Source organism: Pectobacterium wasabiae CFBP 3304, from assembly GCF_001742185.1.
Lineage (GTDB): Bacteria > Pseudomonadota > Gammaproteobacteria > Enterobacterales > Enterobacteriaceae > Pectobacterium > Pectobacterium wasabiae.
Genome location: NZ_CP015750.1, coordinates 5,008,287 through 5,034,688, shown reverse-complemented (window position 1 = coordinate 5,034,688; position 26,402 = coordinate 5,008,287). Strand labels below are relative to the sequence as shown.

The following is a 26,402-nucleotide window of genomic DNA, read 5'->3' as shown; positions in this document are numbered from 1 at the left end:
GAAATAGACGATATTTCTCGTGAGTAAACGATTTAACAGTTTTAATACGGCGGGTGATTTTAACCGCGAGAATCTGGCGATTGAAAATTGACTTGGATGTCGCAGTCCGGCGGTTTATAAGTGTGTTAGCAGGGACGTAGCCTGTGAGGATATCTGTTGAAGATGTAGATGGGTAGGGGTTATTAACTAGTCTCCTTACTACAATGAGCTGAAGAATATGGCATTATGTTGGAATACATTAAGCTTGTGAAAATGATACTGAATACAATGATCGATTGATTCAATCGGTCATACCGGATAGAACGCAGGATTTTGTGTCCAGAGCTCTGAGTGAAGGACTGGAAATCATGGAGAAATGATTGGATTTAGCTGCGAACTATCTCATTAATTCCCTGATAACCTTAAAAATTTAGCGCAGTTAAAGCGAGTGTTCTTACAATTTGGCTGGCTTGTTTAAGAACGTTGTAGCTTCCTTCAAACCATTCGAGTAATGTTATGAATCTACCGTGGGGCTATTGCAGGAAAATGCAACAGGAATCCATAGTTCGACATAGAAAGATAAATATTTAAACCACATTTGAGGTCATTATGACAAAACCTCTTGAGTTAATTCGATATATTCGATATCAACTTTCTGAATTAGGCGCTCGAAACGCCCATCATGAATTTGAGCACCTGACTCGGCATTTAGCAAGAGCCCGTGTATGTAGCAATATTATGCCAGCTACTGGGCCTGTGAGTGCTGGTGGCGATGGAGGTCGTGATTTTGAGACATTCAAAACTTATAGCGATATTCCTCTAACACCTGACAGTTCATTTCAAAGATTAGCATCTGGACAACGAGAAATTGCTTTTGCATGCTCACTCCAAAAAAAAATCACTCCAAAAATAAGAAAAGATCTCAAAGGAGTGAAGGCGATTGGGAAATATAAAGACATGGTGTTCTTTTGTGAGGAAAACCTTCCAGTTGCAAAGAGGCATGTACTACAGAAAGACGCCGAGTTTCTGGGAATCGACCTGCAAATATTTGATGGAGAGGCAATAGCCGAGCTGTTATCTGACCGTGATACATTCTGGATTGCACAGAGCTATCTTCAGATATCCTCTGAACTAATGCCAGCATCGGATGCAAGTCCAGACTGGTATCAAGAACTCGTGGCAAAATGGAAGGACAAGCAGGCTTTACCATTTAGCTACGTGGATTTTTCCGAGCTGAAATCCGGCATAAGACGCTCAACATTCCATGAGGCTGCTCGCCCTGATTTAAAAATGTGGATCGAAAAACTTCAGGTCTATCGAGAGAAATATTCATCGCGTGAGTTACGTAGGTGGGCGAGCTATGAAATAATTGTAGCTTCATTCAGAGGAATGGCCTCATTTGATGGCCTCGAAACAATAGTTCTCGATTACTTTTCAGATCTAGAAGACCACTTAGGTACAGGTGACCTAGAGGATGCGGTAACCCTTAGAACTTACCTAATTAGGGCCAGCAGCATGAATCTTTATCCCATCACAGCTCCTCGTTTATCTGAGATCCAAGAGCGGCTAGTGACAATCTGTGAGTCTGGTATCATCGATGCACCGGGTTCGGGTCGGCGTGCCGAGCTACTTCGACTACTAGGTATTTTACATTTATTAATACTCAAGGAAGGAAAAGCGGATCTTGGAACTGTCGCAGGCTACTGGAATCGAATGCTCGACGAGGCAGAACGAACTAAGTTCTTTCCCACTCAGAAATTTAACGAATACTATGAATATCTCCTTGAATTGTATGAAAATCCTCCAGAGCTTGCTGAACTTGCTCCCCGCCTAGATGAATTAATAGCGAAACGTTCAGGTTCAAAAGAGGCGGGAGGAAATGCTGAAGCACGCGGTGATAAGTATAACAATAAAAACGATATGCTTGGTACACTTAAAGAATATCAGCGTGCTAGAAAGCTATTTTATCACGGTGGTGATGAGTCCGCATTAATCCGAATTGTGCTGAAGATGGCTGGCAATTTTCACTCTCTAGGGCTTTTATATGGAGCAAAATACTATGCACTTTCTGCCGCTTGGATGTCAGCGAATCCTTCCAAATCAGCATTGAGAACGTATCTCCCCAATGCTTTGCTATTCGTTTCCGAGATAGAATATAGCAGCGGAAATTTCGTTGGATTCATCCACTATGCCTACTTATCACGAGCGGCGGAGCTGATGCATGGAAGCGTAACGCCTTCAAGCACAATAGCTGAAAATATTAGCCATATCTATGGGCTACTTGGCCTTCTTAAGAGAAAATCACTGGAGCATTATGAAAATCTCAAGCTTGGTTTCTCCGAATGGCCTACTGAGATTTTTGGCGATTTATTCGCAATTAGTAGCGGCCCGGGCTTCTGGAATGAAGGCTTAATAGAGACTATAACCTCAGACGTAAGTATAATGCTTGTCGATCGACCATGGGGGGACTTGGCGGAGACTCGTGATGTTCGCTGGATTGCCTTAGGAATAAATTGGCGATGCACATTCAAAAATTGCTACGAGACTACTGTGGCTGCTGAGGATTTCATATCACAGCTCCAAATTGCTCTATTATCAATTTCGATTGAAAAAGCTGATCTTATTTTGATCCCCATAAATGTGAACCTAGCGCTTTCAATGGACGGGTCCAATAACTCGGGAGGTATTGGAGAGATTGAATTTAATGGTAAAGAATGGCATCTAAATATTAATCTTTCCGTAAAAAAACCAAAACCTAAGTCTAATATAAATCGATTTAGTGAAATTTTGATACAAATAATTGGCAAGTTCTCATTGTTAAATACTCGGGATTTTATGTCGTATTCTACCACTTGGTTGAAAACATTTATGGATATTGGTTTCAGTTTCCGATCCTATGAAGAAGTATTATCCGAATTCACACCAAAAGGTACTTTCGTTGACAAGATCAAACTTAGCTCCAAAGCACCGTTCGAATTCACTGGCGTAGGTTCTACATTTTACAGTCTGCCTGAATTTTCTGGGATCGCGCCAAATTATGACCGAAATAAACAACTCTCGCTAATCTCGAGCAGATACAAAGCTGCCATTCCAAATATTCAATATACAGCGCGTAACTTATTAACTGACGCACTAGCTACTAACTATTTTAATAGTTTGCGCGCTGATGGAATGAAGGATTGGTATTTACTTTGTATAGTCAGCGGGATGGTCCAGACTATTAAAACTGCCGAAATACTAGAGTTCACCCCCGAAGTTATTGAGGAAATACTCAAAATTTCACGTCAAACTGAAACCCCACAGTCAGCACTAAAGCCAGAGGATTTTGATTTGAGCCACTTGCCAGCATTCGAGCTAGCATTTGCACCTTTACTTATATCGTCTCTCGAATTAAATACTGATCATAACCTTCTCAACGATCCTATTACATTGCAAACTGTAAAACAGAGATTCAATCTAAGAGTTGACGATGTAGACCATCCGGAAATCTTTGCGTGGGAGTAGGATAAACCCGCAGGTCGATAACTATCTGGCTCAGTCTTTTAGACAGCCTGACGACTGGTATTTGACTTTATTTTTTTCTGATCTCAGGGGCAGGAAAGAAGTAATTGTCATCTCAGTACCATCTGGTGTTGAATCTAGGATACTGTAACTTAAGCCCCTCCTATTTTGCAGACGGACTACAGGATCAGGGCGCTAACTATAGTCGATAATTTTAGTCGGGAATGTCTGGCGATCGAGGTCGGTCAGGGACTACGAGGTGATGATGTGGTGGCGGTTATGGAGCGTCTTAAGCAGTCATCAGGGCGGATCCCGCAAAGGCTGCAGACAGACAACGGCAGCGAGTTCATCTCGAAATCGATGGACCGTTGGGCCTATGAAAACTGAGTGACAATGGACTTCTCCCACCCCGGAAAGCCTACGGATAATGCCTTTATCGAGTCATTTAATGGTAGTCTGCGGGATGAATGTCTGAATGTGCACTGGTTCCTGTCTTTGGAAGATGCTCAGGAGAAAATTGAACACTGGCGGCAGGAATATAATCATTTTCGCCCGCACTCATCGTTAAATAACCTGACTCCGTCGGAATTTGTCCGAAGTCATCAAAAAGGTCCGGATCTCTGATTTAGCCTGGTACAGATATTGGGGAGAGGTCAAAAAAATGGAAATCTCAAAAAGTATGTGGAACTAAAGCAGGGATATTTACAGTCTGACTGTTATTGTAAATGTTCCATTTCGTCACCAAATTGCATTGATGCAGATAGTTTTAAACTATCTGCATCACAGATGTTCATGTTCATATTAACATAACCTAGAGTTCAAACCACGCAAGGTGCTTCTCATCAGACATAAAATTGAGTTGTTCATAGATCTCTCCATCTTCTTTTATTGTTTCTGTTTTCTGATAGAAATCCATTAAGTTATTCGTGCGTAAACAAAAGGAATTTTTATCATACCCGAAGCTTATTGGTGGGATTACTGACTGGGATGTATCATCAAAAAGACGAACCATCTTAGCTGGGTCAAGAATGATTATTTCGTTTTTATAATGGTTTGTGGAAAACCATTTAATCCCCCATTCACTTGGCAGGAAGTTTGGTAATGGGAAGCTATCCTTTTTATAAAGGTGCAAAATTAAATGAGGTTCATTATAACGGCCATAGTTCCATTTCACTGCTCTGAAATCATACTGACTGATTAAATCATGAAATAATTGTGATTCAAGATACTTTGCAAAATCCCCGTCGGGGATGCCTGCCCAACGTGCAGACAATGTGAGTAATGCTTCAGTATTAACACTCTTCAAAAAATCGTATTTATCGCGCAAATGCAAAGTTCGATCATCAATTTTTTCATCGGAAGTAAAAATTAGATGCTCAAATTTCGTGATGCGCTTTAGCGCCGCTTGGTACTCTTTGCCTGTTAATGGTGCAACAATTTTTACGCTTTTATCGATCTGTCGGTAAGGTGTTTCTGCCCATAGCAGCCCATGTGATTGCGCATAAAGCACTACAGGACCAGGATCATTAATAAGTTCAAAACGTTCATGACCGTTAAATATTCCTATAATCTCATCAAGACTATACTTTTCGAAACAACTATTTGCACGTTCAGTAAGTGAAAGCTTTTCCAATTGCTCGGTTCTTCTTCGGATAAGCTGTTTGTTCAACCACTGCGCATGCTTTCTTACTTCAGTTTGCGTCCATCGAATGAAGGATTCATCTGGTTCTATTAGTTTTTGCTGCATCACCACGATCGGCGCCGGGCTACGGTGTCCGTTGCCGCTCAGGCAGGCTGCAGCGTTCAGTGATTCACAGCGCGCTGAAAGACTAATCCGCTGAACAGGATGCTGATCTGTGGTGTTGCAATCAAAATGCTGTGCGCAAGAGGTTTTCCCCTCAGGCTGTGTGTCTGAAAAAAACAATTCTTTATTGCGCTTGTTGGGGCAAACTAGTGTGGCACCAATCATACGCACCGATTCGCGAAAACGGCAGTGCGGTAGCGAGTGCTTGCCATTGGCGCTGACTGTGACAATACGTGGACGAGTCCATAGCCAAAATTGCTCTACATCGCTTATTTCGTCACTTTTGTCTGACAGGTATACCCGTCCTCCGTGGTGCGGAGCCTTCATAACGTCTGCTGCCAACCCCATCGGATGTTCTGAAGCGATCCACACCCAATTCTCTTGATCACCAGTAAGAACGATACGTCGACGATGGTGCTCTTCAAGCAATATATCTATCACCAGAACAAGAGAAGTATTATTTACAAGATGCTGACCGAAAAAATCGGGTTCATCCATTGATTTTTTATATTTGTTCAATACGCTGAGTGCGGCTTGATCGCTCTTAACCTCATGGCCATTAAACTGTAACTGATCGGGCAATAGTGCATTTTGGCTGTCGAAAAGCTTTACATCTTGTTGAATAGTATTTTCATCATCGGGCTGTATTTGGGAGCGGATTAACCATTCCAGAGGCAAAGTTGTGTGGGTGAGTAGTGGCTGAAGCTCTGATAGAGGAGCGCTATAGAGTTTTTTCATCAGCTTTCTCGCGGGAGATATGACACTTACGGAACCGGTTTCTGTACGGTGAATATGATCTTGGAGAGGATAGATAACACGTATATCGCGTGAGATGGCCAGCTCTTCAATCTCTTCAGCTAATGTCACTGCACTTTGTACATGCGGTGCAAAAAGCCACTTTAATCGCCGAAAGGTAGGCAGACAAGGTAACCATACTTCTCCAATAGAAATACTAAGGTTTTTGAGCAGCTCATTTATCCCTCTCCTATGGTCTGCGTCAACATGGCTCAATACGACAATATCCAGATCGTTTTTGCCATCAGGACGCTTATTTTCTAGGTGAGAAACAAGGGCTGAAGACATAGCTAAGCCTCCATCGTATAGAAGACGGAAAGTGAGCGTATCCCGCAGCCAAAACTCAATAAGCTGACAATCTCCGTGGCCGACACCAAAGGTTAGGATATCAACTCGATCTGCATTAGTTAAAGTATGCTGTGCGTTTTTTTTTGAGCTTCTCGTATTCTTGAGCATGACTTTTGTCCTTACTAGTGTATCTGTCAGCTAATAAATTGGAAAAAATATTTATATTATCCGTATATTAATTTTTTAATGCTCGGTCTGGAGTTCGGGTATTACTGACAATTATGCAAGGTGCTTCGACGAAGCTAGTTACTAGAATAAAACCACTTGTACAACACAGCAATGAGCCTCAAAAAATGTTGGTATGCTATGGTTGCTACATACCTTTTACGTATTCAAGCTGGGTATATCATAGGAAATTGAGTGCAGGTTTCCTATCAGTGGCTGGGAGGATGCTATCGGATCGTTCCCAGCCTTAGTTTCTAAACGACCTTTGTCGTATGTAATGTTAAAAGATGTGAACGGCTGTTAGAGAGCAAATACAGGAAAGATTGAACAGCCGGCTCATAGGGTATATGTCTTTATACCGCAGTAACAATTAGTCCCATTTTACGCTTCTTGGCTGTATCTTCTGAGCGTTTGTGTATTTGGATACGCCAATTCTCTAGAGCGAGAATATCAGCAAGAAGTTCCTCTGGGTCAGGAACTGCAACGCCGCCCGCCATGGCTTTGTCATGGGCGTAGTTGGAGCATCTACTCATCCCCGCATGGACTTGTGCATAGTCATTATCGTCTACAATAACACCAATCAGCCTTTGTGTTTCTACGCCCTTGCGGAAGCGAAGGATAACCTCGCGCAGGAGAACTTCTTCTACTGCTCGTTCCCATGCCATGCGTAAGCGAAAATACGCGTCAACTGTCTGTCGTTGGTGCTCCTGCTCATCGCCTTCTTTATATAGTTTGGCGATTAACTGTTGCTGCGCTTTCAACGCTCCAACGCGTTTACTTGTATTTTTTCCCTCAAATGGCAACTCAGGATCTGCAATACCAAAGCCTTCTGCGCGGCGAGTAAGGCTTTGTGTAAACACTGTAGCACCAGCTTGCTTTGCTTCTTCGGTCAACAAACAGAGGAAGTAGATGTCATGGGTGAAAATAATAACTTGTCGCTGTAACGCTTCGGTTGCGAGGCGTTTGGCAACGCGTTCACGTCGGCGATGGTCTAGAGAAGATACAGGATCGTCGAAGACTACACCCCCTTTGCTGCCGCTTAACCCTACTTCAGCTAGAAATGATCCGAGTGCAATGGCTCGTTGTTCACCTTCGCTCAATATTTCTCCAGGAGAGCGACTTTGTGGCAAATGAAGTTTAAGCTTGTGCAGTGCTTTCCCTCGATCTGTACGGCTTTGCAGGGAAACACTCAAACTACCAACTCCCAACATTCTAAATTCCTGGTTCAATGCGTCGGCTAGTTCTTTGGATACGACCTTTTCCGCTAGTTCGGATGCTTTATTGGATATAGCATTTGTTCTGACCGCGCTAAGACAGCTTTTGAGCTTTGCTAAGTGTCCAAGTTTCGTCACTGCAGCAAGTACGGGTTCCCTGACTTGGTTGAGTCTTAGTCGCGCATCCAATTCTCCAAATTGTTTCACTAAAGCAGCGCGAGCTTCTTCATTCGAAGCTTTTTCCAAGGATTCCGCTTCGGTATTCAGTTTGTTTGCTAACTCTTTTAACTCAACTACCGGAGAGTCTAATACTGTATTTAGTCCAGTCCAGTTATGCGAAACAATAGCCGTTTTGATTGCTTCGTGCCGAACTGCCAATGCGGATTCGAAAGACTTAATATCGACAACTAATGATGGGGCAATTTCGGCTATCTCCGCCTGTGTTATTTCATCAAAATTCAACGTGATAACTGCGGCATTGAATGGGCGATATTCATCAGCGAGTGCCTTACGGCATGTCTGAGCATTTTTTTCAGCCTCTGCTTGAATAAAAGACTCAAATCGAAGCAATCTTTCCGCACCTTCAGCCAGTGGTTGCTGGCACAACGGGCACGCATCGTCATGTCCAAGAATAGGGAACGGCTTATTTGGATGGGCTTCTAAAGCAAATTTTCGTGCGGCATCGAATAGTTCTCGCCATGCTTCGCCACCCGTCCCTGGTAAAAGATTTTCCCCCTCCTTAAAGTTTTTTGCGGCTAGAGCTGCTGCTGCTTGGGCTGTACGGAATTTATCAGCAAGGGCTTTAAACTTTGTAATAGCTTCTGGGCCGGCGATAAGCTCTTTTTCGATTACGTTTGTGGCAAGTGCTGTAACGCGGCGTGCGCGTAAGCGCAATAAACCAGCTTTTTCTTTTGGGTTGTTCTCTTTGAGGCTTTTCTCTAGTGTATTTCGTAATGTAAGTTCTTCTGGTTTGAGATTTGCGAGGGCTTCAATTTGTACAATGTTGGATTTCGCAGAGAGCGCTGAGATCAACTTGCCTACAGCAGTTTCACCATTTAGGTGAGCAAATGCGGTGAGATCTACTGCTGATAGTTTTTGCTCTGCCTCAATAGCGGCTTTTAGTTGTTGACATACTTTTGCAAGAGCTTCGAATACACCCAAACCGTATGGCACATAGGAAAAGTCATCCTCATTATCTAAATAGGCACGAGCGCAACGCGTATCAAAGATAGCTAAAGAAGAAAGTTCAGGTGGTGCTTCTTTTCCTTGGTACCAAGTTACCTCCTTGTCAGTACCATCAATAGTGATGTTGAATGATGCCTGAGCATTGCCAGCTTTTACTTCTGGTAAATTAGCATTTGGATGAACTGGTTCTGACTGATCGCGAGCACGGCAGGCTTGTTTCAAAACTCGTGAGTATCCCGATTTGCCTGATCCATTATCACCATAAATAACAGTCATGCCTGTTGGGCTTATCACCAACTGCTGATTTTCTGCAATAGCATTAACATTGTGAAGATTCTTGATGGTGAATAATTTGATATCTGTGTCTTTCTTAGCCTGTACTGGAATTTGATCGGCAGTTAGCGGCTTAGCTTGTCGATTTTTGGGGTCAGGAATCCCAAAATTAAGTTTGAGTAACGCATACAAATCCTCATGATCCTGTGGCGTAAGCGCCTGTTTCACTAATAAGCGAGAAACTGCATCGCTTTGCCACGCAGGAAGTCCCTGCGTCCAAGTCAAGATTTCCTGCAATATCGTCATAGTTCCACCTGTAACTATAATTTTTGAATGTAAAATCAACTAACATTCATAACGTTAGGAAAGCATAACTACAATACGCTGCCAGCGTTTCGGCGACAATTCGTTAGTTGTGACAACTGCTAAATTTTTGGCATACGTGACCCTGATTGAACCCAATATTCGCTACATTGTCAGCCATGCGGAATCCTTGTGGGATGCAACTGTAAGGGGACGGGTATTGCTTTTCTGTCAACTTGGCACCGTAGACGAAATCGCCAAAAGGGAACTGAAGATGATACCCGTCACGACCTCTGAGTATGATGCTCCGACTACGGCGCTGTGGCCTGCTTCAAGAAATCTTTCACCCCGGGTAGATAAACTGAACACGGAGCTCAATAAGGAGACAGCCCGGATCCGGTTGTGATTGACGCCGGAACGAGACAGTTTAAGAACAAACCGCCCCCAGTTAGCAGGACCGTCTCGACCGGCAGGAAAGCATGCTAACACCTACAAAAAGTTCCTGTGAGAGCCAATCTCCGGCTCATTACCACCAATCTACTTTTCACCGCTGCGGCCTAAGGGGCGCTACGCCCGGCTATGCAGGGGCAGTTTTTTCTCCCGTGTGCCTTCCGTTCCCGTATAGCTTCCGGTTAATCGTTTCCCAACACAACCCGTCCCGCAAGGGTAAATGGCACGCATGCTGCGCCCTTGCGTGCCGGAACGATGTCGGGAAAGCGAACCGTAAGGCGATACGAAGACGAAAATCACACCACTGACGGAGAAAAACCATGATCATTTCCCTGCATACCCAGACTAGCGCCCCTAACACCGCAGCGGCGACCAGCGTATCCCCGCTGGAGCAGTCAGGCTCCTCAAAAACGAAATTTTCTCAAACCACCAGAACAGATATTTATCAGACCGTCACAGATAACATCATTGCAGCGTTTGAAGCCGGTGTAAAACCGTGGTCTTGCCCGTGGCAACGAGTGCCGGGCATGTCTGGGTTGCCTTCTAACTTCGCAACCGGTATCGCATATAGCGGAATGAATATCATGCTGTTGTGGTGCAGTGCGTCAGAACAGGGCTTCGGTGATTCACGTTGGATGACCTACAAACAAGCACAGGCAGTAGGTGGGCAGGTTCGCAAAGGCGAGCACGGCACTACAGCCATTTTCTATACAACCTTAGAGAAAGAAAACGAAGACAGAGAAATCGACCAGATCCCGATGCTGAAAACCTTCAATGTGTTCAATGTTGAACAAATTGACGGCTTGCCTCTGACAACTGAAACAGTCAGCCCGGAAACAACCTTTGACCCGTTGCCGGAGGCTGAAAATCTGTTCCAGAAGAGCGGCGCAAACATCATTGAGAAAGGACAAAACGCTTTTTTCAGACCTTCAACCGATGAAGTCTGGCTACCGGAGCGCCATCTGTTTTCAGATGCAGCTAATTTCTACGCTACTGGCCTACATGAGCTGGTTCACTGGAGTGGTGGTAAAAAACGCTTGAACCGTGAAATGAGAGGGAGGTTTGGCAGTGCAGATTACGCGGAGGAGGAATTAGTGGCGGAGCTGGGAAGTGCCTTTCTGATGGCGGATCTGGGGATTGATGGAGAGGTACTGCATGAAAGCTATATTGCTTCTTGGCTGAAAGCGCTGAAAAACGACAAACGCTATATTTTCAAAGCTGCAAGTGCAGCATCAAAAGCGCATCGTTATTTGATGGATAAAGCTTAGGACAGGGGGCAAAAACTACAAAGGAATGTGGCTTTAGGCTTATAGAGCAGAGGAAAGAGTAACGCTGTTTTCAGGGGGGGATAATTCTCCTGTGAATTTTAGTGGCACTGGCTGTCAGGAAAATTCACAGGCTGCGGGTGCGGGCGGCAAAGAGCCCGCTTAGCCCTATAAATACATTTACTCATACTTGTTCTGGTAGAACACGATTCAACCTGACATTTGGTAACGAGAGACGAGCGCACATTTCGTGTAGCCCAGGGGCTCAAAAACATTGGCAAATGATTATTAATATGAGATGTTCCTCTCATAGTTAAAAAATTAGGAATGACTTGAATGTAGATAAATGATACTAATGAATATAATTGGGCATGTCTTTGATTTGAGTTAACAACTATTTTCACATAAAACAGCATGTTTTAGCTGTTAACTGACGTGCTCTGGACTTGAACCAGAATCTCTACCTTCGCAATAATCAAAATATGATTATTAAGCAGGTTCTCGGAGTATGTTACCTTACACCAGCACGGAGTGAAAATTATCACTTATGATTAGCAATAGCAAGGCATTTGAGGTTTTAAAAGGTCAAACGCAATCAACATTAGATTTTGCCGTACTATGCTGTCAAGCTGTCCCAGCTTTGAAGGGGTACATTAAAGCATTAGAGCATGGTTCAGTAGATAAACTACCAGATGCTGATTACTTCAAAGGTGAACCAAATATTGAGCAGTTAAAGGGGTTTAGTAGTAAGTATAAAAAAAACCTAGGTAAGCTATTATTCATAAACACATTTAGTTATTTCGAATCCTATTTTAAAGATTTGATCTCTGAGATTGAGAATTTCCATGGTGGTAAGGAGGCGTTTAGAGACGCAGCGTTAAAAAAACAAAAAAAACACATGAACATCCATTCAGACCAGCAGTTAATACTAAACTCCAATAAGTTAAGAGAGTACAAAAAGCAAACTCATCTTTTAAAGTATACAAAACATATATCAGCGCTTGAGCATACTGACTTCAGATTTCCTTCGGAAATGCTTTCCACCTTTGGATTAATTGAGTTATTTAAAAATTATTCTGATTTGAAAGCATCTGAAATACCACATGTGGCCGAGTATGCCTTTGGTGTGGAAATTTCCAGTATGGAATTGGAAGTGTATTCAAAATATAGGGATTTGAGGAATAAAATTGCACATGGGAAAATTAGTGAAGTTGAATTCAAAGAAGCTATCGAAATGAATTATTTTATGAGAACTTTAGCATTAAAAATAGACAAGCAAGTAGTAAGGAATTTTTTTCTAATAGAATTTGTTTGAGGTATCAATAATGCTGATTTATTAAATCATTACTGCTCTGCAAGAGTCGGTAATAGCTCCATCAATGTCAGTTCTTGGCACAACGTTGTCTGCCAGATTAGATTATCGCTCTGAGCCATAAAGTGAAAGCTCAATCTGAGCTAATCCACTTTTTGAGGTATTTAACCCGGCTTCAATTCGTTGCTAATGGTGTAGTGTCGAAAGTATGGGTAAAGAACGTCCGGGCATCCTTGCCACTGTTTGAAACACTGTAGGACTGAGACTTCATTTATTGATGTGTCTTCCTGCATCACCAGAGTGAGCAGTGGTACCCCGTGCTGCTGCAATACGCCTGCGAGCAATATTCACATAATCCGCTTCGCGCTCAATACCGACGAAACAGAAACCTTCCATCGCCGCAGCTTTGCCGGTACTTCCACTTCCCATAAAGGGATCAAGTACAGTGCCGTCCGGGGGAGTAATCAGGCGGCAAAGGTAACGCATCAGCTCTGTGGGCTTTACACATGGATGATTGTTACCCTCACCACGGTCCTTTCTGCTGGCTTTCGCACAATAAAAGAACCGACTAGCGCTGCTAATTTCTACCTGCTGAGGGTTATCCCGGAACCAGGCAAGCACTGCGTCACTGCCATCATGGATAAGATTGGCGGGCCAGCGACCATCGGGGTTTCCTTGTTTGGGGGAATCACCATCACCTTTATTTCTGCCTCGCCACATATGGTTAGGATCGGAACCTCCCGGTCCATTTGGATAATCATAGGGTGATTCTCCTTCTGCCAGAGGGATCCTGCATTCGCTGATGCTCAGAGCGCCGGTACCATGCGCGCACAAATTCGATTCTATAGACCCCTTGAATGGCTTACGGGCAAGGGTAATCGGCTCCAGTGCGGGCTTTAACGCGTGGTGAGATTTAGGAAAACCCGAGCCATATACCCAGCATAGCATTCCGTCATGTCCAAATGCTTTGTCCAGTAATTTGAGCTGGTCAGGCGACAAACTTTCAATGAGGACCTGAGCAGCATTACAGGTCTCGTAGAGAAATACGATCATGTCACGTATTTCAAAACCCGCATCCTCAATACGCGCTGCCATTCGGTGTTGAGTACGGGATCCCGCGAAAGACAGCAGATGACCACCGGGTTTGAGTACACGCAAACATTCTTCCCAGATGGCTTGTGAAGGAACATCATAGTCCCACGTTTTCCCCATGAATTTAATACCATACGGCGGGTCGGTCACAATGCTGTCCACAGAGTTGCCCGGCATATTGCGCAGTACGTCAAGGCAATCGCCATGAGTCAAAACGTCATACATGGCGTTCCCTCCCGGCATCGTCACCAACTGATGAAGAGGGGGCCCCCTGTTTATCACTGACACTATTTTCCAGTTCATCAAGGGTGCGGAACAGAAACATCTCGCGGTGCTTCGCATCAAACGGAACGGGAACACTGTTTCTCATCACCGTTCTGATACTGCCAAACAGCCTGATCAGCGATTCTTTAGTTTTATCATCCGGCATAACATACATCGCATAGTGCCAGCGTCCGGCGTCGCTGGCGGCCAGATGACTGTTAATAATGCTGATATAACGGGCGCGGGTTTTCATCGACCGCTCTGTTTCCACTGCAACGATGGCACCGCTGCTTAAGGTAATAATGCCATCCGGTCGGTGCCGGACACCCGGGTACCGCGCCATAAACTCTCCCCGGTCGCCGTTAAGCCAGCCTGTGCCGCCTTTTTCCTCAAGGGCGATCCTGACCCGCTGGTTTAGCAGGCGATGTTCAAGTGTCGAGTTTTTGAGTTTGCCAGGCTCAAAATAGGCAGGGAAAACCTTGTCATTAGCGCTAACCACCATCGCCAGTCCCTGCATGGTGATCCCCCATAATGATTTTTTCCCGGTCAATACCGGGTATTCATGTTTATTCAGGAAGCCCATCGCAACCGCTTTATTAAGCAGGTTATACATCGCATGGTTATGTTTTCCTTTATAGCCGACAATTATTTTTAAGGTTCGGAAATCAGAGAACGTTTCTTCCTTGAGAAAATACAGCAATGCCCGCATTCTCTGTTTGGCGGCTTCATTTCTTTCAGCAACGTTATGAATAAGCATTGATAGCCTCACAGGTTAATGGAAGGTTTTTGAGTCTGATTTTCTTTTTCGATGTGCAGAGGTTTTTTATTCTCAAATGAAAGAATGTCGATATATTGCTTTTTAGCTGGTATGTGGAATAATTTGGTTGCCTTCGCCAAATCATTCTGAGTAAAAACAAAACCGACAAACTTCGGCAGATTAAGCAGCATATTGCTGTCGATATAATAGCGTTCCGCCTGGCGGATCATTCTGTCCGTTTCCATCTTCTCCGTCAGGGATATATCTGTTTTCACTTTCCTCATTTCATCGTCAACCAGAATAGAGCCGGTCATCCTTGCCACCCAGTCGGCGGTGTCCGGATCGCGAAGGCGGTAAACCAGCATAAACTTGCAGTTCTCTATAACCGAACCGGCAACAGCATCACCCTCCAGATCTGCCGGGCAGTCATACAAATCTTTTACCGACTGGTGGGCCATTATTATATGCACACCTTTGTCCCTCGCAGCGCCAAGTCCTTCAAGGGCAGGGCGGGAAAGGTGATACTTGAGTTCATCAAGGAAAATAGCGACGGGACGAGGTTTGCCTTTTATCCGGTCACGTGTTTCGGCTATCTGAATCAAACGGGTTAAAATCATCCGTTGCGCTGAAATGATTTTCTGATTACGCATCGAGCCGATGATATAGCAGCATCCGCCCTCATCAAAAATGGTCTTTAATGAAAATCCGTTGCGGGCATTAATGGAATTCACTAAGGCAATTTCCTCAAGCTCGCCATAAAAAGCAGGCACATCTTCACTGATGGATTTCACAAAGTCAGTGTTAAATAAGTCGCGTAACGTCATGCCCTTTTCATAAATAGCTGCCGTGTTTCTCGCTGCACGGCGATCGGCGATACGGTAAAAATCAGCACCTTCGCCTTTTTTACCCAGGCTGAAACCGGCATTAAACAGTTCCTCCAGTTGTTCATGAGAAATATCAGCCAGTAAATCAAGCTGAAAATTGAGGTCATTCAGGTTAATAAGAACAAAATCTTTCCCCGCTTTCAGACAGGCTTCCCGCAGTACATGTGGTGCCCACTCATCATTTTTAGGATCTTCGACAAATACGCCTTCACCTGAAAGTATTGCCTGATAAAGCAGCACACAGGCACTGACGCCTTTACCAGACCCTGTGGTGCCGATAAGGTCGGCGTGCTGAGTTTGAAATTCTTCGGCGGTGATATATTGCGGCTGGTCGTCTTTATCCAGTCCGATAAAAATACCTTTATTCAGGTCAATATAATCCAGCGGATTATATGCAATGCTGTCAGGTAACATGTCCCTGACTTCACGAACATCTGTTCGGACATTTCTTTCCAGTTTGCTTTTTTTAATCATCCGGTGTTTCAGACTGTCTATTTCACCCGTCAGCAGCCTTCGGGCTGCAATATGAAAAGCCAGACCTGCAAGCGTAAACCCGACAGTCAGTATCCAGAGTGATAATCTGAGCAGTATTTTATGGTCGAGTACTTTAAAGAAAAAACTCAGCCCCTGAATGGTCAGCGGTGACAGGGTGCCGAATATGAAAAAGAAGGTGGATACACCCGCCACCGATTTTAACCAGAAGGGGGCATTTTTTCTTTCTTCACGTGGCAGATGAAAGATGAATGGCAGCGTCAGCCCGGCAAATATGGACAATATTACCGGGTTGTATTGCAGCCACAGCAGAAAAAAAGAAAATGCATCCGAAAAGGCATTCAGCCTTTGCATCAGATGAGTTCCCATTGCAGTGATCTCCGGTCTGATTTCGGTGTGACGGGCGCATCACATGGACGTCACCGATGGACGTTAAACCCCACGCCCATTCGCGACGCCTATTGAGGACGCCCATAAACGGATTAAAAGCACTGAACGTCTCCGACGCTAATGCCCGTTATCCACGCTTTCAGAAAACAGCCGATGCATGGTCGTCCGTCCCCTGAAACGCACGTATGACGGGCAACGGCGTGTGACATTACGCTCGGGCTGTACGCTCTCACTGCATGTCACATGGGGTAATGTCGTGGCTGGACGCCGCGCCAAAACCCCAAAGGTCAAAGGCGGCACACCGTCGCCCGCTACGCGCGACCAACCCCTTTAAGACGGTCGCTTTCGCCTTTTTATTCCCTTTGCTCGTTCCTCGCAGCGTGAATAAAAGGGAAGCTGACCTTTAAAGGGGTTGGTCGCGCCACGCTACCGGCTTTTGGCCGGAGACTTAGCTGCGACGGTGTGCGGGGCTGACGCCCCCCAAATAAACCGCTATCGTGGGCGATAGCTTTTCGCTCGCTGGGGCGGCGAAATTTATTCGGCTCCCCCCCGGTCTGCAAAATCCGCGTGGGCGCGTCTGTTTGCAGATGGGTTCGGCGACGCAAATTAGCAATTTCTTTGAAATTGAATTTACTCGCCTTACACCACTTTTAAATTTCTGCTATTCGCATAAATTTAAAAGCCTAAAACCGTCACGACCAGTGCCGAGTTTTCCATCCAAATTTGACATGGGGAACGGTAATAATCCCGATATTGTTATTACCGTTTTTCTTTGAATTCAATGATGCACGCGGCCAAATTTATTAATTATCTGGTCGATAATTTTGGGGTCGGCTGATTTGCATTCGAGTAATAAGGCTTTTCGGGCATCGGCAGTACGGCTGAGGTGAAATCCGTGTCTGTTCTTTTTTACAACATTAAAGAAAGAGCGTTCAGCGGACTGACATTCATTTTCTCCTCCGTTACCAGTTGTTTTACCGTACAGACATAAAACAATTTCACAGGCATCAGCGGCCATTACGGAAGAGGGTAGTAGCAAACTCATGCAGAAAAGGCAGGCGGTGAATGTGAACGTTTTCATATCAAATACCTTTATTGGGAATGAGGGGGGGGTAACGGTTCAACTATCTGAATGATTTCTTCATTTGATGAAGGTGTACAGGTTTGAAATAAATATCCCCCATCCGGCGAATATCGCCGTGAATATCCACGCTGACGATGATATCTACGCATTTAAGCACCTTGCGTAACAGCACATCGAACGGGATATTTTTACAGTCAGGGTTCTCATAGCAGCGGTCAATGATCCCTTCAATACATTCTTCCGGGCTGCCTGCATGCAGGGAGGTGATAAGACCTTCATGCCCAGAACCGATAATTTTCAGCGCGTCCCACGCCTCCCGCCCACGAATTTCTGCCAGCAGAATGCGATCCGGATTCATACGGTAATTGGCCCGAATCAATCGACTGGGGGTGATAATCGCCTCGTCTCCGGCATCTGCCGGGTAAAACAGATGGACATAATTAGCGTGGTGGTAAAACCGGATTTCGGGATTATCTTCAATCGTGGTTAGCCTGAGATGTGCTGGAATATAGTGCAGCAGTGTCTTCATATAGGTGGTTTTACCGGAGCCGGTTTCACCAACAATAAAGAGGGTTTTGCCGTACTCGACGGCCTTTTCGATAAAGTGGGGGATATCGCCATTGTTGTAGCATCGGGTCAGTTCATCATCTTTGCTTTCGTTTCTCTCCTTACCCGCTATCCGGTTATAAAACCCGGCATCAATCCAGGACCGATGCGTTTTCTGCTCAAATGACGGATTTCGCAGCGTAATAGATACGGTATTCCGCTCGCAGGCTGGGGGAATAATGGTCTGGACACGTTCACCTGATCCTAATGTGGCGGAAAGGATAGGGGAGGTATCATCGATATTGTCCTCATTCCATGAGGCCAACGCTTTGGCAAACGCATGGCACTGACGCAACGTAACCGGAGAATTATGCTTCTGCCATCGGCCGTTTATTTTGGTGTGGATCTCTCCGGGGCGGTTAATAGCGATTTCCGTCAGGCCATCCAGTTTGAGATAATCGCCGAACAATTGGTTTTTCATAAAATCCAGCGACAGATTTTCAGCGCTCATACCACCTCTTTTTTAGACGTAGCTGATAAACGGAAGAGAAATCGATATCCGTACCGGTCATGATGCCGATCAAATCTCCCTGATTGAGGTACATCGTGGGCGGGATATTGATGCTGTTTTCTAACGCCGTTTTCGCCATTTCTGACGCGGCAGAGCGGGTGTTTTCGGTGTAGTCGGTATTGCGGTCTTTCCCCGGTGCTGAATCTGATGCGGCGGCAGCCACGTCCTGTACGGTGCTCAACATCAACGCATTGCCGAACCGTTCCCAGAAATGGGTATCAATCCAGCCGCTAATCCCAGCCTCACCCAGCGGGCCGGTGGCTTCGGTATCAACCAGCGGAATTTGCAGGCTACCGGGTTCCGGTGTGCGTAATTCCGTCCAGATGACAAACATCCGGCTCCGGCCATGTTGCAGCGCCCCGGTGCGGTAGATGCCTCTGGCGACGGTTCCGGCAGGGAGCAACTTCACGTAATGGTTAGCGCTGTAGACGTCTTCGCCGATAAGGCAGGAAATACGACCGCCCACGTCAGAGACAAAACGCCGCATCATTGAGCATGGAATATAACGATCAACCGGAAGGTAAAGATTGGGATCGAGACCCAGTTGCCTAACGCTGGTCACTTTTGCAATACCGGGATTGGTGTCGTTAGCCTCTGTGCCAGACGTGGTTTCTGGTGTGCCTTTGTTCTGATAGCTCTGTGTGTCGGAAGGGGCAGTTTGTGAAGCCTGAGTATTACCGCGTTGTGTGGATTCAGCGGCACTGCTTGACCCATCGACTAGTGCCGCCGCCTTATTTAAAGCAGGTGGCTCTGACGGTGATGCAGTCTGTATTGGGGGATTATCTGTTGCGGTTTCCTGTTTGTCCTGACCGAACAGGCCGAACGGATTATTGTCCATACCGAGGTTTTTACGCTCATGTTGCCCTGTACTGGCTGATGGCGGTGCTGAGGTTTCAATCGACTTATTATCGCTTTGCTTTAATGCGACAAGGAAGCGATCTCCACCCAATGCCAGTGCAATCAGTGCGCCTAGACTTAGCAGGCTGACCAGCAGCGTCCGGCGGCTGGAGGCTTTTTTGAAGCGGGTCACTTCAGGTTGGCCGGGAGGTGTGTTTTGCTCTGGTGCCTGACTCGCCATCGCTGAACGGGCGCGTTCACGGGCTTCAGCCTCCAGCTCCGTCACGGTTTTTTCCGTTGTCTCTGGGTCTGCTTTATCAGTCATCTGGCCTCCAGTGTGACGACAGGTGAAACGGTGTCACCGCTGCCAGTAGTGGCGATGCCGAATGACGTATTCTCAATCCCGACTACCGCGCTGCCGTAGCGCAATACCAACTGTGGCGACATTGCCCGCACGACGACCACGGTGTAGTTTCCGTGTTTGGTTATGCGGGGTGTTACGGTTTGTTCCTGCCCGTTAACGACCCGGAAGATCGACGGAAGGGTTTTGACGGGAGAAAAACCGAGATAGATAAAGCGGCCATTATCGTAAGTAAAATCTGGTGCAATGGAGGCTGAACCCGCTGCGACTCGCTTGGTATAGAGCCAGTTGCGTGGCGTGGTAGCCTGCTCAAATGCTGTCGCTATCTGCTGCTTTTCCTGTGTTTGACGCAGGAGTTTCAGACGCGCTGCGCTGGCTGCCTCTGATCGTCTGCGCTCGTCATCCGGATAGCGAAAACGGATAATAAAGGCCTGTGAAGGCGAGTCATTCTCCAGTACGTTCAGTTCCAGACTGTAGTCGCGCTTTGATGTCACGACAAAGAGATTGGTTCTCCACTCGCTCGCCGTTGGCAGAAACACTTTATTGACGTTGTTGCCGTTATCATCGGTTACCGGTTGGGTTATGGGATTTGGGCTGACACCGACCCGGTTATCGCTTTTAGTGACTTTCCAGCCCTTCGGAAACCCTGCCTGCGCGTCGATGACTTCTTCATCGTCATCAAACAGGAGTGTGGTGAGGTAGCCGGGGCGGGTGTTGACGATGGTCGCATTTTGACTGTTATAGGTGACATTCTGCATTCGGCTGTCATACGTGCTGCTGCGCGGTATCGCCGCGCCCCAGGCTGTGGATGACATCAGAAGGAACCATAAGATCACGGTTGTTTTCAGCATCATTCACCCCTCAGTTCTTTATCGCGTTGGTAGCTGGTCACGATGAACCCCAGAGGATTCACTTCTCGCTGGCTGTCTGTCAGTTGTTTTCGTGGGAGGTAGCGATAAGTCAGGCGGATGTTCCAGACCTCTGTTTTAACCGAGTTATCGACAATGCGGCGGATAGTCCGTTTAATGCGTAGGGTTGCCAGATGGTCAGGCGCTGTAGCGGTCGCGTGAACGTTGGAAATAATGTCGATAGACACGACATATTCCGCTTTATTGAAAATGACATCGGGTGCCTGATTGCTGTTAAACCCGTCGAGATAATCCCTGTTAACGCTGTCGCTATTGAATAACTGTACATCGTCATAATCGCGCTGGAGAGCAAAATAGTTATAGCCCTCGCGGAGCCTGACATAATGCGCCGCTAACGCCTGAGCCAGTGCTTTCTCTGTGGAAATACTCTGCTCTTTAATCCGGGTCATATATTCATAACGTCCGGTCTGTTTATCCACCGACCATAATTCGATTTCGGTGGTTTTCAGCGGTAGCAGAATAATCAGTGCGGTGATCGCCATTGCGGCCAGAGCAAACCCTATGACCGCTATTCGCCACGCCATCTTTTTTTCCCGTTCATCCTTTTCCAGCAGGACAGATTCAAAGGCGCGGGATGACGCAATGATGTTTTCTGTTTCAGACATGCTTTGTCAGCTCCTGAATAATTGCGGGAGAATTAACTGGTTGAGGATCGCCAGATACCGGCGGGAGGTCGTGCCGATGCTGCGCACAGCCTGTGAGGACGCACAGCATCAGAAAGACGAGGCTGGATTTCATATCGATTCCTGTGTTTGTCGAAGACAGAAATGCCGTACCGGCGGCGGTTGCCACGGCACGCGGTGGAGAGACTGCGTTAGGAGGGGATTAGCGGTTACGCTGTTGGTTGAAACGCTTCATGCTATCGATAGACGCCGCACGTTTTTGCCATGCGGATAGGGCTTTGCTGGTGCCTGCGGCGATAAGTGAACCTGTTGCAGTAGCGGCGCTGACGCCCGCTTTTGTCGCAAGTCGCGCACCTGTCGCACCGGCTTTCATGACCGGTTTCGCTGCGTCAGAAGATGGTTTCGCCAGCCCACGTAGGCCGCCCATAGCGGCACCCTGTAGTGCTGCTTGAACGGCAACGCCACCTAATGCGTTCGCGATTTTGGCTGAAAACCAGATAATGACGCCGGAAATAACACCAGCAACGCAGCACTGAACACCCAGTGTGATGATATTGGCGCTATCTGCAAAGTTAACCGCTTTATCTAATAAGCCATTGAGATAATTAATGACAATCCTGATGGATAACGCGGAAAACATAATCGTCAGGATCACCGTGAAGATAATTTTCAGCCAGTTGTTAAACATTGGAATAAGGAATCCATACAGCAGGCAGAAAATAAATAACGGTGCAGTGGTGGTCATTAATACAATGACAATTCCGGCTAACAGGTTAACTGCCGAACCAAATAGCAGAGTGACGATTGCACCTCCCCAGACCAGCAGTTGGGCAATACCGCCGTTGAGTTTTACATAGGTGGAATCATCCTGTTGATAAAGCTTTTGTCCTATCGTTTGCGCTTTCGCCCAGACGGTATCCAGTAACACCCAGACATTGTCATCACCGCTGACGCCGTCAGTTAATCCGTTAATGGAAGAAATGGCTAAATCCAGCCAGCCATCGAGATTTAAAACGAATGTCATGATTAATAGCATTCGCCCGACATCCCATATGACATCTTCTACAGGCGTTTGGAGTTTTCCAGCCAGGGTTTGATAACCCCGATACGTGACAAATAACGTGAAGGAGCTGACGGCAATAATGCTTACCATATCGCCGTACACAGAGGTTTGTCCCCGCAGTACGGCATGTAAACCGTCAGTGATTGTGTTGTTCATTCCAACAAACATACCACCTGACATAGATGACCCCTTTAATTCAAATCGGGAACCTTGGCATTTTCCTGACGGAGTTCAAATCGTGCTTCTCGTGCATTTTTACAATCTTGAGAGTCATCACCGGATGATTCACACGCTTTATATCGCTTACTCATTTCATCCGGATGTTCTTTGTACCACTGCGTTGATTTCGGGTTGTCACACCCCGATAGAAATAATGAGCTTAAAATAATCGGAAAAATGCAAAGTGATGTTTTCATTCTTACCCTCTCAATGATTAAAGTCAGGAATCGGAGCGGCGAGTTGTTGTTCATTGAATGCTTTTTGTCGCTGTTGAGTCAACATCACGGAACGCTGTTCAGCCTGCTTGACTGACATTTCCCATTGGCTGGTTAATGCGTTCAATTGTACGCTTTTGGCTGCTACCGCGTTAGCCAGGTCCTGTGACTCTTTCGAGTCTTTGGCGTTGGCAATACGGTCGGATAAGTCTGATATATCGTTTAATGTGCTATTAATCTTGTTTTGGACCTCGCTGGTATTTTCAATCGATACTGCCTGATTGAGGACAAGTTGTTTGCAACTTTCCAGATAACGTTGCGATGAACTGGACTGATTACAAATATCGAACGATTGATATTTGTTATATAGGCGCTGAAGGTCAGAAGAATAATAACCGCTTGGGTTGGTCAGCAGGTCATCCAGTGAAATACCATTTTTACGGAGATGTTCAATATCGTTTTTCAGGCTTTTCGCCTCGCGGAGAAATCCCTGAATATCGCGTATACCTGTTGCGGTCGCTAGTTGCTGCTTATAGGCATCAAGTTCGCTTTTATAATGGGTGACCGTTTCCTGCCATTGCTGGAGTTTCTGTATCCATTGGTTAATTGACTCGGTATTACTGGCGGCATCAAACACCGGGATACCAGCGCTGAGTGCGGGTGTGGAAACCAATAGCGATAACGCCAGAAAGACGTTTCTGGTTTGCATGGTGATAACCTCCGAGGTGAGTATCAGATAGCCTGGTTAAGGAACGTTTCTTTCCAGTCTTGAGGGGACATGCCTTCCTGATAAATAGCATCAAATATTTTCAGGTTGTCTTCGCTGCCGCTCAGGATTTTGGTGATGTTCCCGAGCCCCGATAAATCCATTCTTGCCATGGCGACAAACGGGCGAGTTTCACCAGCACGCAGTGGTGTTTTTAGGATAACCATATAGTGCTCGCTCGGATCGAGGCTGCGAACCATGTCGTAAACGCTTTCCGGGACTTTCATTTTCTCCACGTAATCCGTATGGCTGGCCTTGGGGTTAGCGAGAAAGATTTGCGTGCTGCACTGCTCAATGATCGCCGGAGCGATGGGATGCCTGACGATTTCATCGGGTGACTGGGTGGCGGGGATAAAAATGCCGTTCAGTTTGCGAATCACCTTGAGCATATTGAGGGAGAATTTAGAAAACTCGACATCAGCCAGCCATTTCCAGAACTCATCCATGAACATCACCAGTCGGCGACCATCCAGCAGGCTGGTGACGCGGTACAGCAGGTAAAAGGTGATCGGCCCGCGAATGTCGTCATCATCCAGGAATTCCGTACCATCGATACCAACGTTATCAATATCGCCGATGTTGAACGTGTCCTCCTCGTTATCGAATACCCAGCCAAGTTCACCATCCTGCGCCCACTGCTTCAGTCGTATACGCAGACCGTTAGTTCGGGCCTCCTTGGTCGGTGGTTCGGGCAATACTTCCAGCAATCGGGTAATACCATAACGGCGATATTCCGGCGGATAGTCCAGCATAATGGTATCCACCGCTGTGCTGATACGCTCTTCATCGCGGGGATCAAGTGGCTTACCGTCACGACGGCACAGCATCCGGATCAGCCGCTTGATAAAGCTGATATTCCGTCGAGTAGGTGCGAGTGAAAATGGGTTAAATCCGGTAGGAATGCCGGTTCGGATACGGAAATAGCGACCGCCCATCTGGCGGATCGACATCTCCGCCGCTCTGTCTTTATCAAAGTAAACGGTGGTCAGCCGTTTGATGGTGGCAGAGGCGGAGAATGTCGCCGCATTGCGGTACTTCTGCATCAACTGTTTCATCATCGTCATCAGCAGGGTCTTTCCTGAACCTGTCTTACCGATGATGGCGGTATTCCCCGGCGTTTTCTCATTGAAGTCATCTCGTCCTGCCTGACTGTCATGCAAGTTCAGATAATAACCGCCACCACCGGGGGATTTCAGGATGGCAATCGCCTCACCCCACGGATTGCCGTTACGCTTGTGAGGATGAAAGTTATGCAGACTCCCCATATCTGCGTAGTTCTGGCTACTGACCACCACCAGCCGCGGTCGCAGCGAGTAGACGCCGGGGAGTTGAGCCAGATAGGCGGCAGGTAACGACAGCGTGGACAGGGATGTCATGATGCCGAGGTCGTTAAAAGGCTGGGCCAGCGCATTGGTCTCCTTTACCACCTGATCGGCGCTGGCGGACGAGACCAGAAGGGAAAAGTGATACTTGCCGCAAGACACATGCCCGGACTGAAGCAGATCACGTAAGACGATCAATTCTTCACGCTGTGAAATGGCGTCATCGTCAGTTGAGTTCAGCCGTTTTTCCGCCAGTCGGATATGATTTTGCGCTTCATCCCGTGCCATACAGGTGAAAGACTGCGTCAGCACATACTCGCTTTCGGCATACAGCAGCGCATCGAGCAGCCCGGTATAGGTTTCCGGTGAATAGTCTTTAATTTCCAGACTACGGAAGAAGCGGGAACCGCCGACCGTCTGACATTCGGCGGTATCGGTGGTGAAGAACACATCCGGCGTGCTGAGTGTGTGATAAAACGGTGTGCGCGTCACTGCCACGTTCTGCCATTTCCCCGTCACCAGGCGATGGTAGAAAGCCAGTTGCGAAGAGTAAACCCGACCTTTCTCCTCATAGAGGCCCAAAGACGTTGCCACGTAACGTGACAGGGTGGTGTTGATGGCTTCATGGTGCTCCAGCATCTCTTTCAGGGCGTCATCCAGCGCCACTTTCCTTTTTCCGGCTGGCTGCGTCTTCATGACTTTTTTCTCCAGCATGGAGAAAGGGACATAGCAGACAGTAAAAAACAGTCGGTGCCGCCAGAGTGGTTGCTCGTTTATTGGTTGGTAATAGCGCTCAGTAACTTCATCCGAAAAGGGGATGCCCGAACTGGCATCAAAGCCATCCTGATATTGCTCTCGTATGCGGTGAATATAGAAAGTGATCGGTAGCCCTTCATACGAGCGGATCAGGTTGTTAAGGTGGCTTGCCAGCAATGTCAGATGATGTTCATCCTCACATTCAAAAACAGTGCCGTCCAATTCCCAAGTAGCGACTAAGTCACCGGAACGATTTCGTATTATGTGAGGATGAATGTGGGAGGAATAAGGAATGTACTTATCCAGCGTGATGCGCTCGTTTAATTTCATCTTATCGGTAAACTCCGAAACATCGACGGCGTCATAGTGGTTTGCCAGCACTGCATTGGCACCGAAATATCGATTCGTGGCAAATCGCCCACGGGTTTTAAAGGCCAGCCACAGCAGTCCGAAATAATGAATATCCGTTCGGGCTTTTGCCTTCATTTCCAGCCAGGCAGGGATTAATAACAAGGTAAGGTAATAGCTGGTGTAAACCGACAGCAGGACAATAGCCCCGCTGACGATCACGAACGGGACGAGAGGAATGCCCATAATGGCGGCAGGGCGGGTCAGTGCTTTGTTCAGGGTGGTCATC

19 protein-coding genes and 1 pseudogene are annotated in these 26,402 nt (G+C 46.5%); 5 read left to right on the top strand and 15 right to left on the bottom strand.

The window, feature by feature from the left end; genetic code table 11:
• Nucleotides 1-588: 588 nt before the first annotated feature.
• Together A7983_RS22855 and A7983_RS22850 are read left to right on the top strand one after the other, a co-directional pair.
• Nucleotides 589-3,483, top strand: coding sequence for a hypothetical protein (locus tag A7983_RS22855; RefSeq protein WP_005967130.1), 2,895 nt, complete (start codon nt 589-591; stop codon nt 3,481-3,483).
• A gap of 180 nt (nt 3,484-3,663) precedes the next feature.
• Nucleotides 3,664-4,104, top strand: a pseudogene (locus A7983_RS22850) (integrase core domain-containing protein); the annotation flags it as partial.
• 187 nt (nt 4,105-4,291) lie between these two features.
• On the opposite strand, the gene A7983_RS22845 reads toward A7983_RS22850, so the two are convergent.
• Complete coding sequence (locus A7983_RS22845) at nt 4,292-6,535, bottom strand: MBL fold metallo-hydrolase (RefSeq protein WP_005967127.1); 2,244 nt, start codon at nt 6,533-6,535, stop codon at nt 4,292-4,294.
• A gap of 410 nt (nt 6,536-6,945) precedes the next feature.
• Nucleotides 6,946-9,570: an AAA family ATPase gene (locus A7983_RS22840; RefSeq protein WP_005967125.1), complete on the bottom strand. Its 2,625-nt coding sequence runs from the start codon at nt 9,568-9,570 to the stop codon at nt 6,946-6,948.
• A 767-nt stretch (nt 9,571-10,337) separates the two neighbouring features.
• Here A7983_RS22840 and A7983_RS22835 point away from each other — a divergent pair.
• Both A7983_RS22835 and A7983_RS22830 read left to right on the top strand, forming a co-directional pair.
• Nucleotides 10,338-11,285, top strand: coding sequence for an ArdC family protein (locus A7983_RS22835; RefSeq protein WP_005967123.1), 948 nt, complete (start codon nt 10,338-10,340; stop codon nt 11,283-11,285).
• Nucleotides 11,286-11,829: 544 nt separating this feature from the next.
• On the top strand, nt 11,830-12,597 hold the full coding sequence (locus A7983_RS22830) for a HEPN domain-containing protein (RefSeq protein ID WP_005967121.1): 768 nt from the start codon (nt 11,830-11,832) through the stop codon (nt 12,595-12,597).
• 264 nt (nt 12,598-12,861) lie between these two features.
• Here the strand turns inward: A7983_RS22830 and A7983_RS22825 are convergent, their stop codons facing one another.
• From A7983_RS22825 to A7983_RS22815, 3 genes are read right to left on the bottom strand one after another with little or no spacing between them, the layout of a single operon-like run.
• Nucleotides 12,862-13,911, bottom strand: a complete 1,050-nt coding sequence (locus A7983_RS22825) for a DNA-methyltransferase (protein WP_005967119.1) — start codon at nt 13,909-13,911, stop codon at nt 12,862-12,864.
• On the bottom strand, nt 13,904-14,707 hold the full coding sequence (gene mobC, locus A7983_RS22820) for a MobC family replication-relaxation protein (protein WP_005967118.1): 804 nt from the start codon (nt 14,705-14,707) through the stop codon (nt 13,904-13,906). The genes A7983_RS22825 and mobC overlap by 8 nt, the downstream gene beginning before the upstream one ends.
• An 8-nt stretch (nt 14,708-14,715) precedes the next feature.
• On the bottom strand, nt 14,716-16,452 hold the full coding sequence (locus tag A7983_RS22815; RefSeq protein ID WP_005967117.1) for a type IV secretory system conjugative DNA transfer family protein: 1,737 nt from the start codon (nt 16,450-16,452) through the stop codon (nt 14,716-14,718).
• 178 nt (nt 16,453-16,630) lie between these two features.
• Between A7983_RS22815 and A7983_RS24085 the strand changes: the two genes are divergently transcribed.
• Complete coding sequence (locus tag A7983_RS24085; RefSeq protein ID WP_156105187.1) at nt 16,631-16,807, top strand: hypothetical protein; 177 nt, start codon at nt 16,631-16,633, stop codon at nt 16,805-16,807.
• Between the two features lie 444 nt (nt 16,808-17,251).
• On the opposite strand, the gene A7983_RS22805 is transcribed toward A7983_RS24085, so the two are convergent.
• The 10 genes from A7983_RS22805 to A7983_RS22770 form a co-directional block, all read right to left on the bottom strand.
• On the bottom strand, nt 17,252-17,554 hold the full coding sequence (locus A7983_RS22805; RefSeq protein ID WP_005967116.1) for a TrbM/KikA/MpfK family conjugal transfer protein: 303 nt from the start codon (nt 17,552-17,554) through the stop codon (nt 17,252-17,254).
• A 43-nt stretch (nt 17,555-17,597) separates the two neighbouring features.
• On the bottom strand, nt 17,598-18,614 hold the full coding sequence (virB11, locus tag A7983_RS22800) for a P-type DNA transfer ATPase VirB11 (protein ID WP_005967115.1): 1,017 nt from the start codon (nt 18,612-18,614) through the stop codon (nt 17,598-17,600).
• A complete protein-coding gene (virB10, locus tag A7983_RS22795; RefSeq protein WP_005967114.1) occupies nt 18,604-19,836 on the bottom strand; it encodes a VirB10/TraB/TrbI family type IV secretion system protein in 1,233 nt (410 codons plus the stop codon). Before virB10 ends, virB11 begins: the two co-directional genes overlap by 11 nt.
• Nucleotides 19,833-20,726, bottom strand: coding sequence for a P-type conjugative transfer protein VirB9 (gene virB9 / locus A7983_RS22790; RefSeq protein WP_005967113.1), 894 nt, complete (start codon nt 20,724-20,726; stop codon nt 19,833-19,835). The genes virB10 and virB9 overlap by 4 nt, the downstream gene beginning before the upstream one ends.
• Nucleotides 20,723-21,406, bottom strand: a complete 684-nt coding sequence (locus tag A7983_RS22785; RefSeq protein WP_005967111.1) for a virB8 family protein — start codon at nt 21,404-21,406, stop codon at nt 20,723-20,725. Before A7983_RS22785 ends, virB9 begins: the two co-directional genes overlap by 4 nt.
• On the bottom strand, nt 21,399-21,539 hold the full coding sequence (locus tag A7983_RS24200) for a hypothetical protein (RefSeq protein WP_039309860.1): 141 nt from the start codon (nt 21,537-21,539) through the stop codon (nt 21,399-21,401). Before A7983_RS24200 ends, A7983_RS22785 begins: the two co-directional genes overlap by 8 nt.
• 87 nt (nt 21,540-21,626) lie before the next feature.
• On the bottom strand, nt 21,627-22,667 hold the full coding sequence (locus A7983_RS22780) for a type IV secretion system protein (RefSeq protein WP_005967108.1): 1,041 nt from the start codon (nt 22,665-22,667) through the stop codon (nt 21,627-21,629).
• Between the two features lie 11 nt (nt 22,668-22,678).
• A complete protein-coding gene (locus tag A7983_RS23775) occupies nt 22,679-22,903 on the bottom strand; it encodes an EexN family lipoprotein (RefSeq protein WP_005967107.1) in 225 nt (74 codons plus the stop codon).
• Nucleotides 22,904-22,913: 10 nt separating this feature from the next.
• Nucleotides 22,914-23,630, bottom strand: coding sequence for a type IV secretion system protein (locus tag A7983_RS22775; protein ID WP_005967106.1), 717 nt, complete (start codon nt 23,628-23,630; stop codon nt 22,914-22,916).
• Between the two features lie 23 nt (nt 23,631-23,653).
• Complete coding sequence (locus tag A7983_RS22770; protein ID WP_005967105.1) at nt 23,654-26,401, bottom strand: VirB4 family type IV secretion/conjugal transfer ATPase; 2,748 nt, start codon at nt 26,399-26,401, stop codon at nt 23,654-23,656.
• Nucleotide 26,402 lies beyond the last annotated feature (1 nt).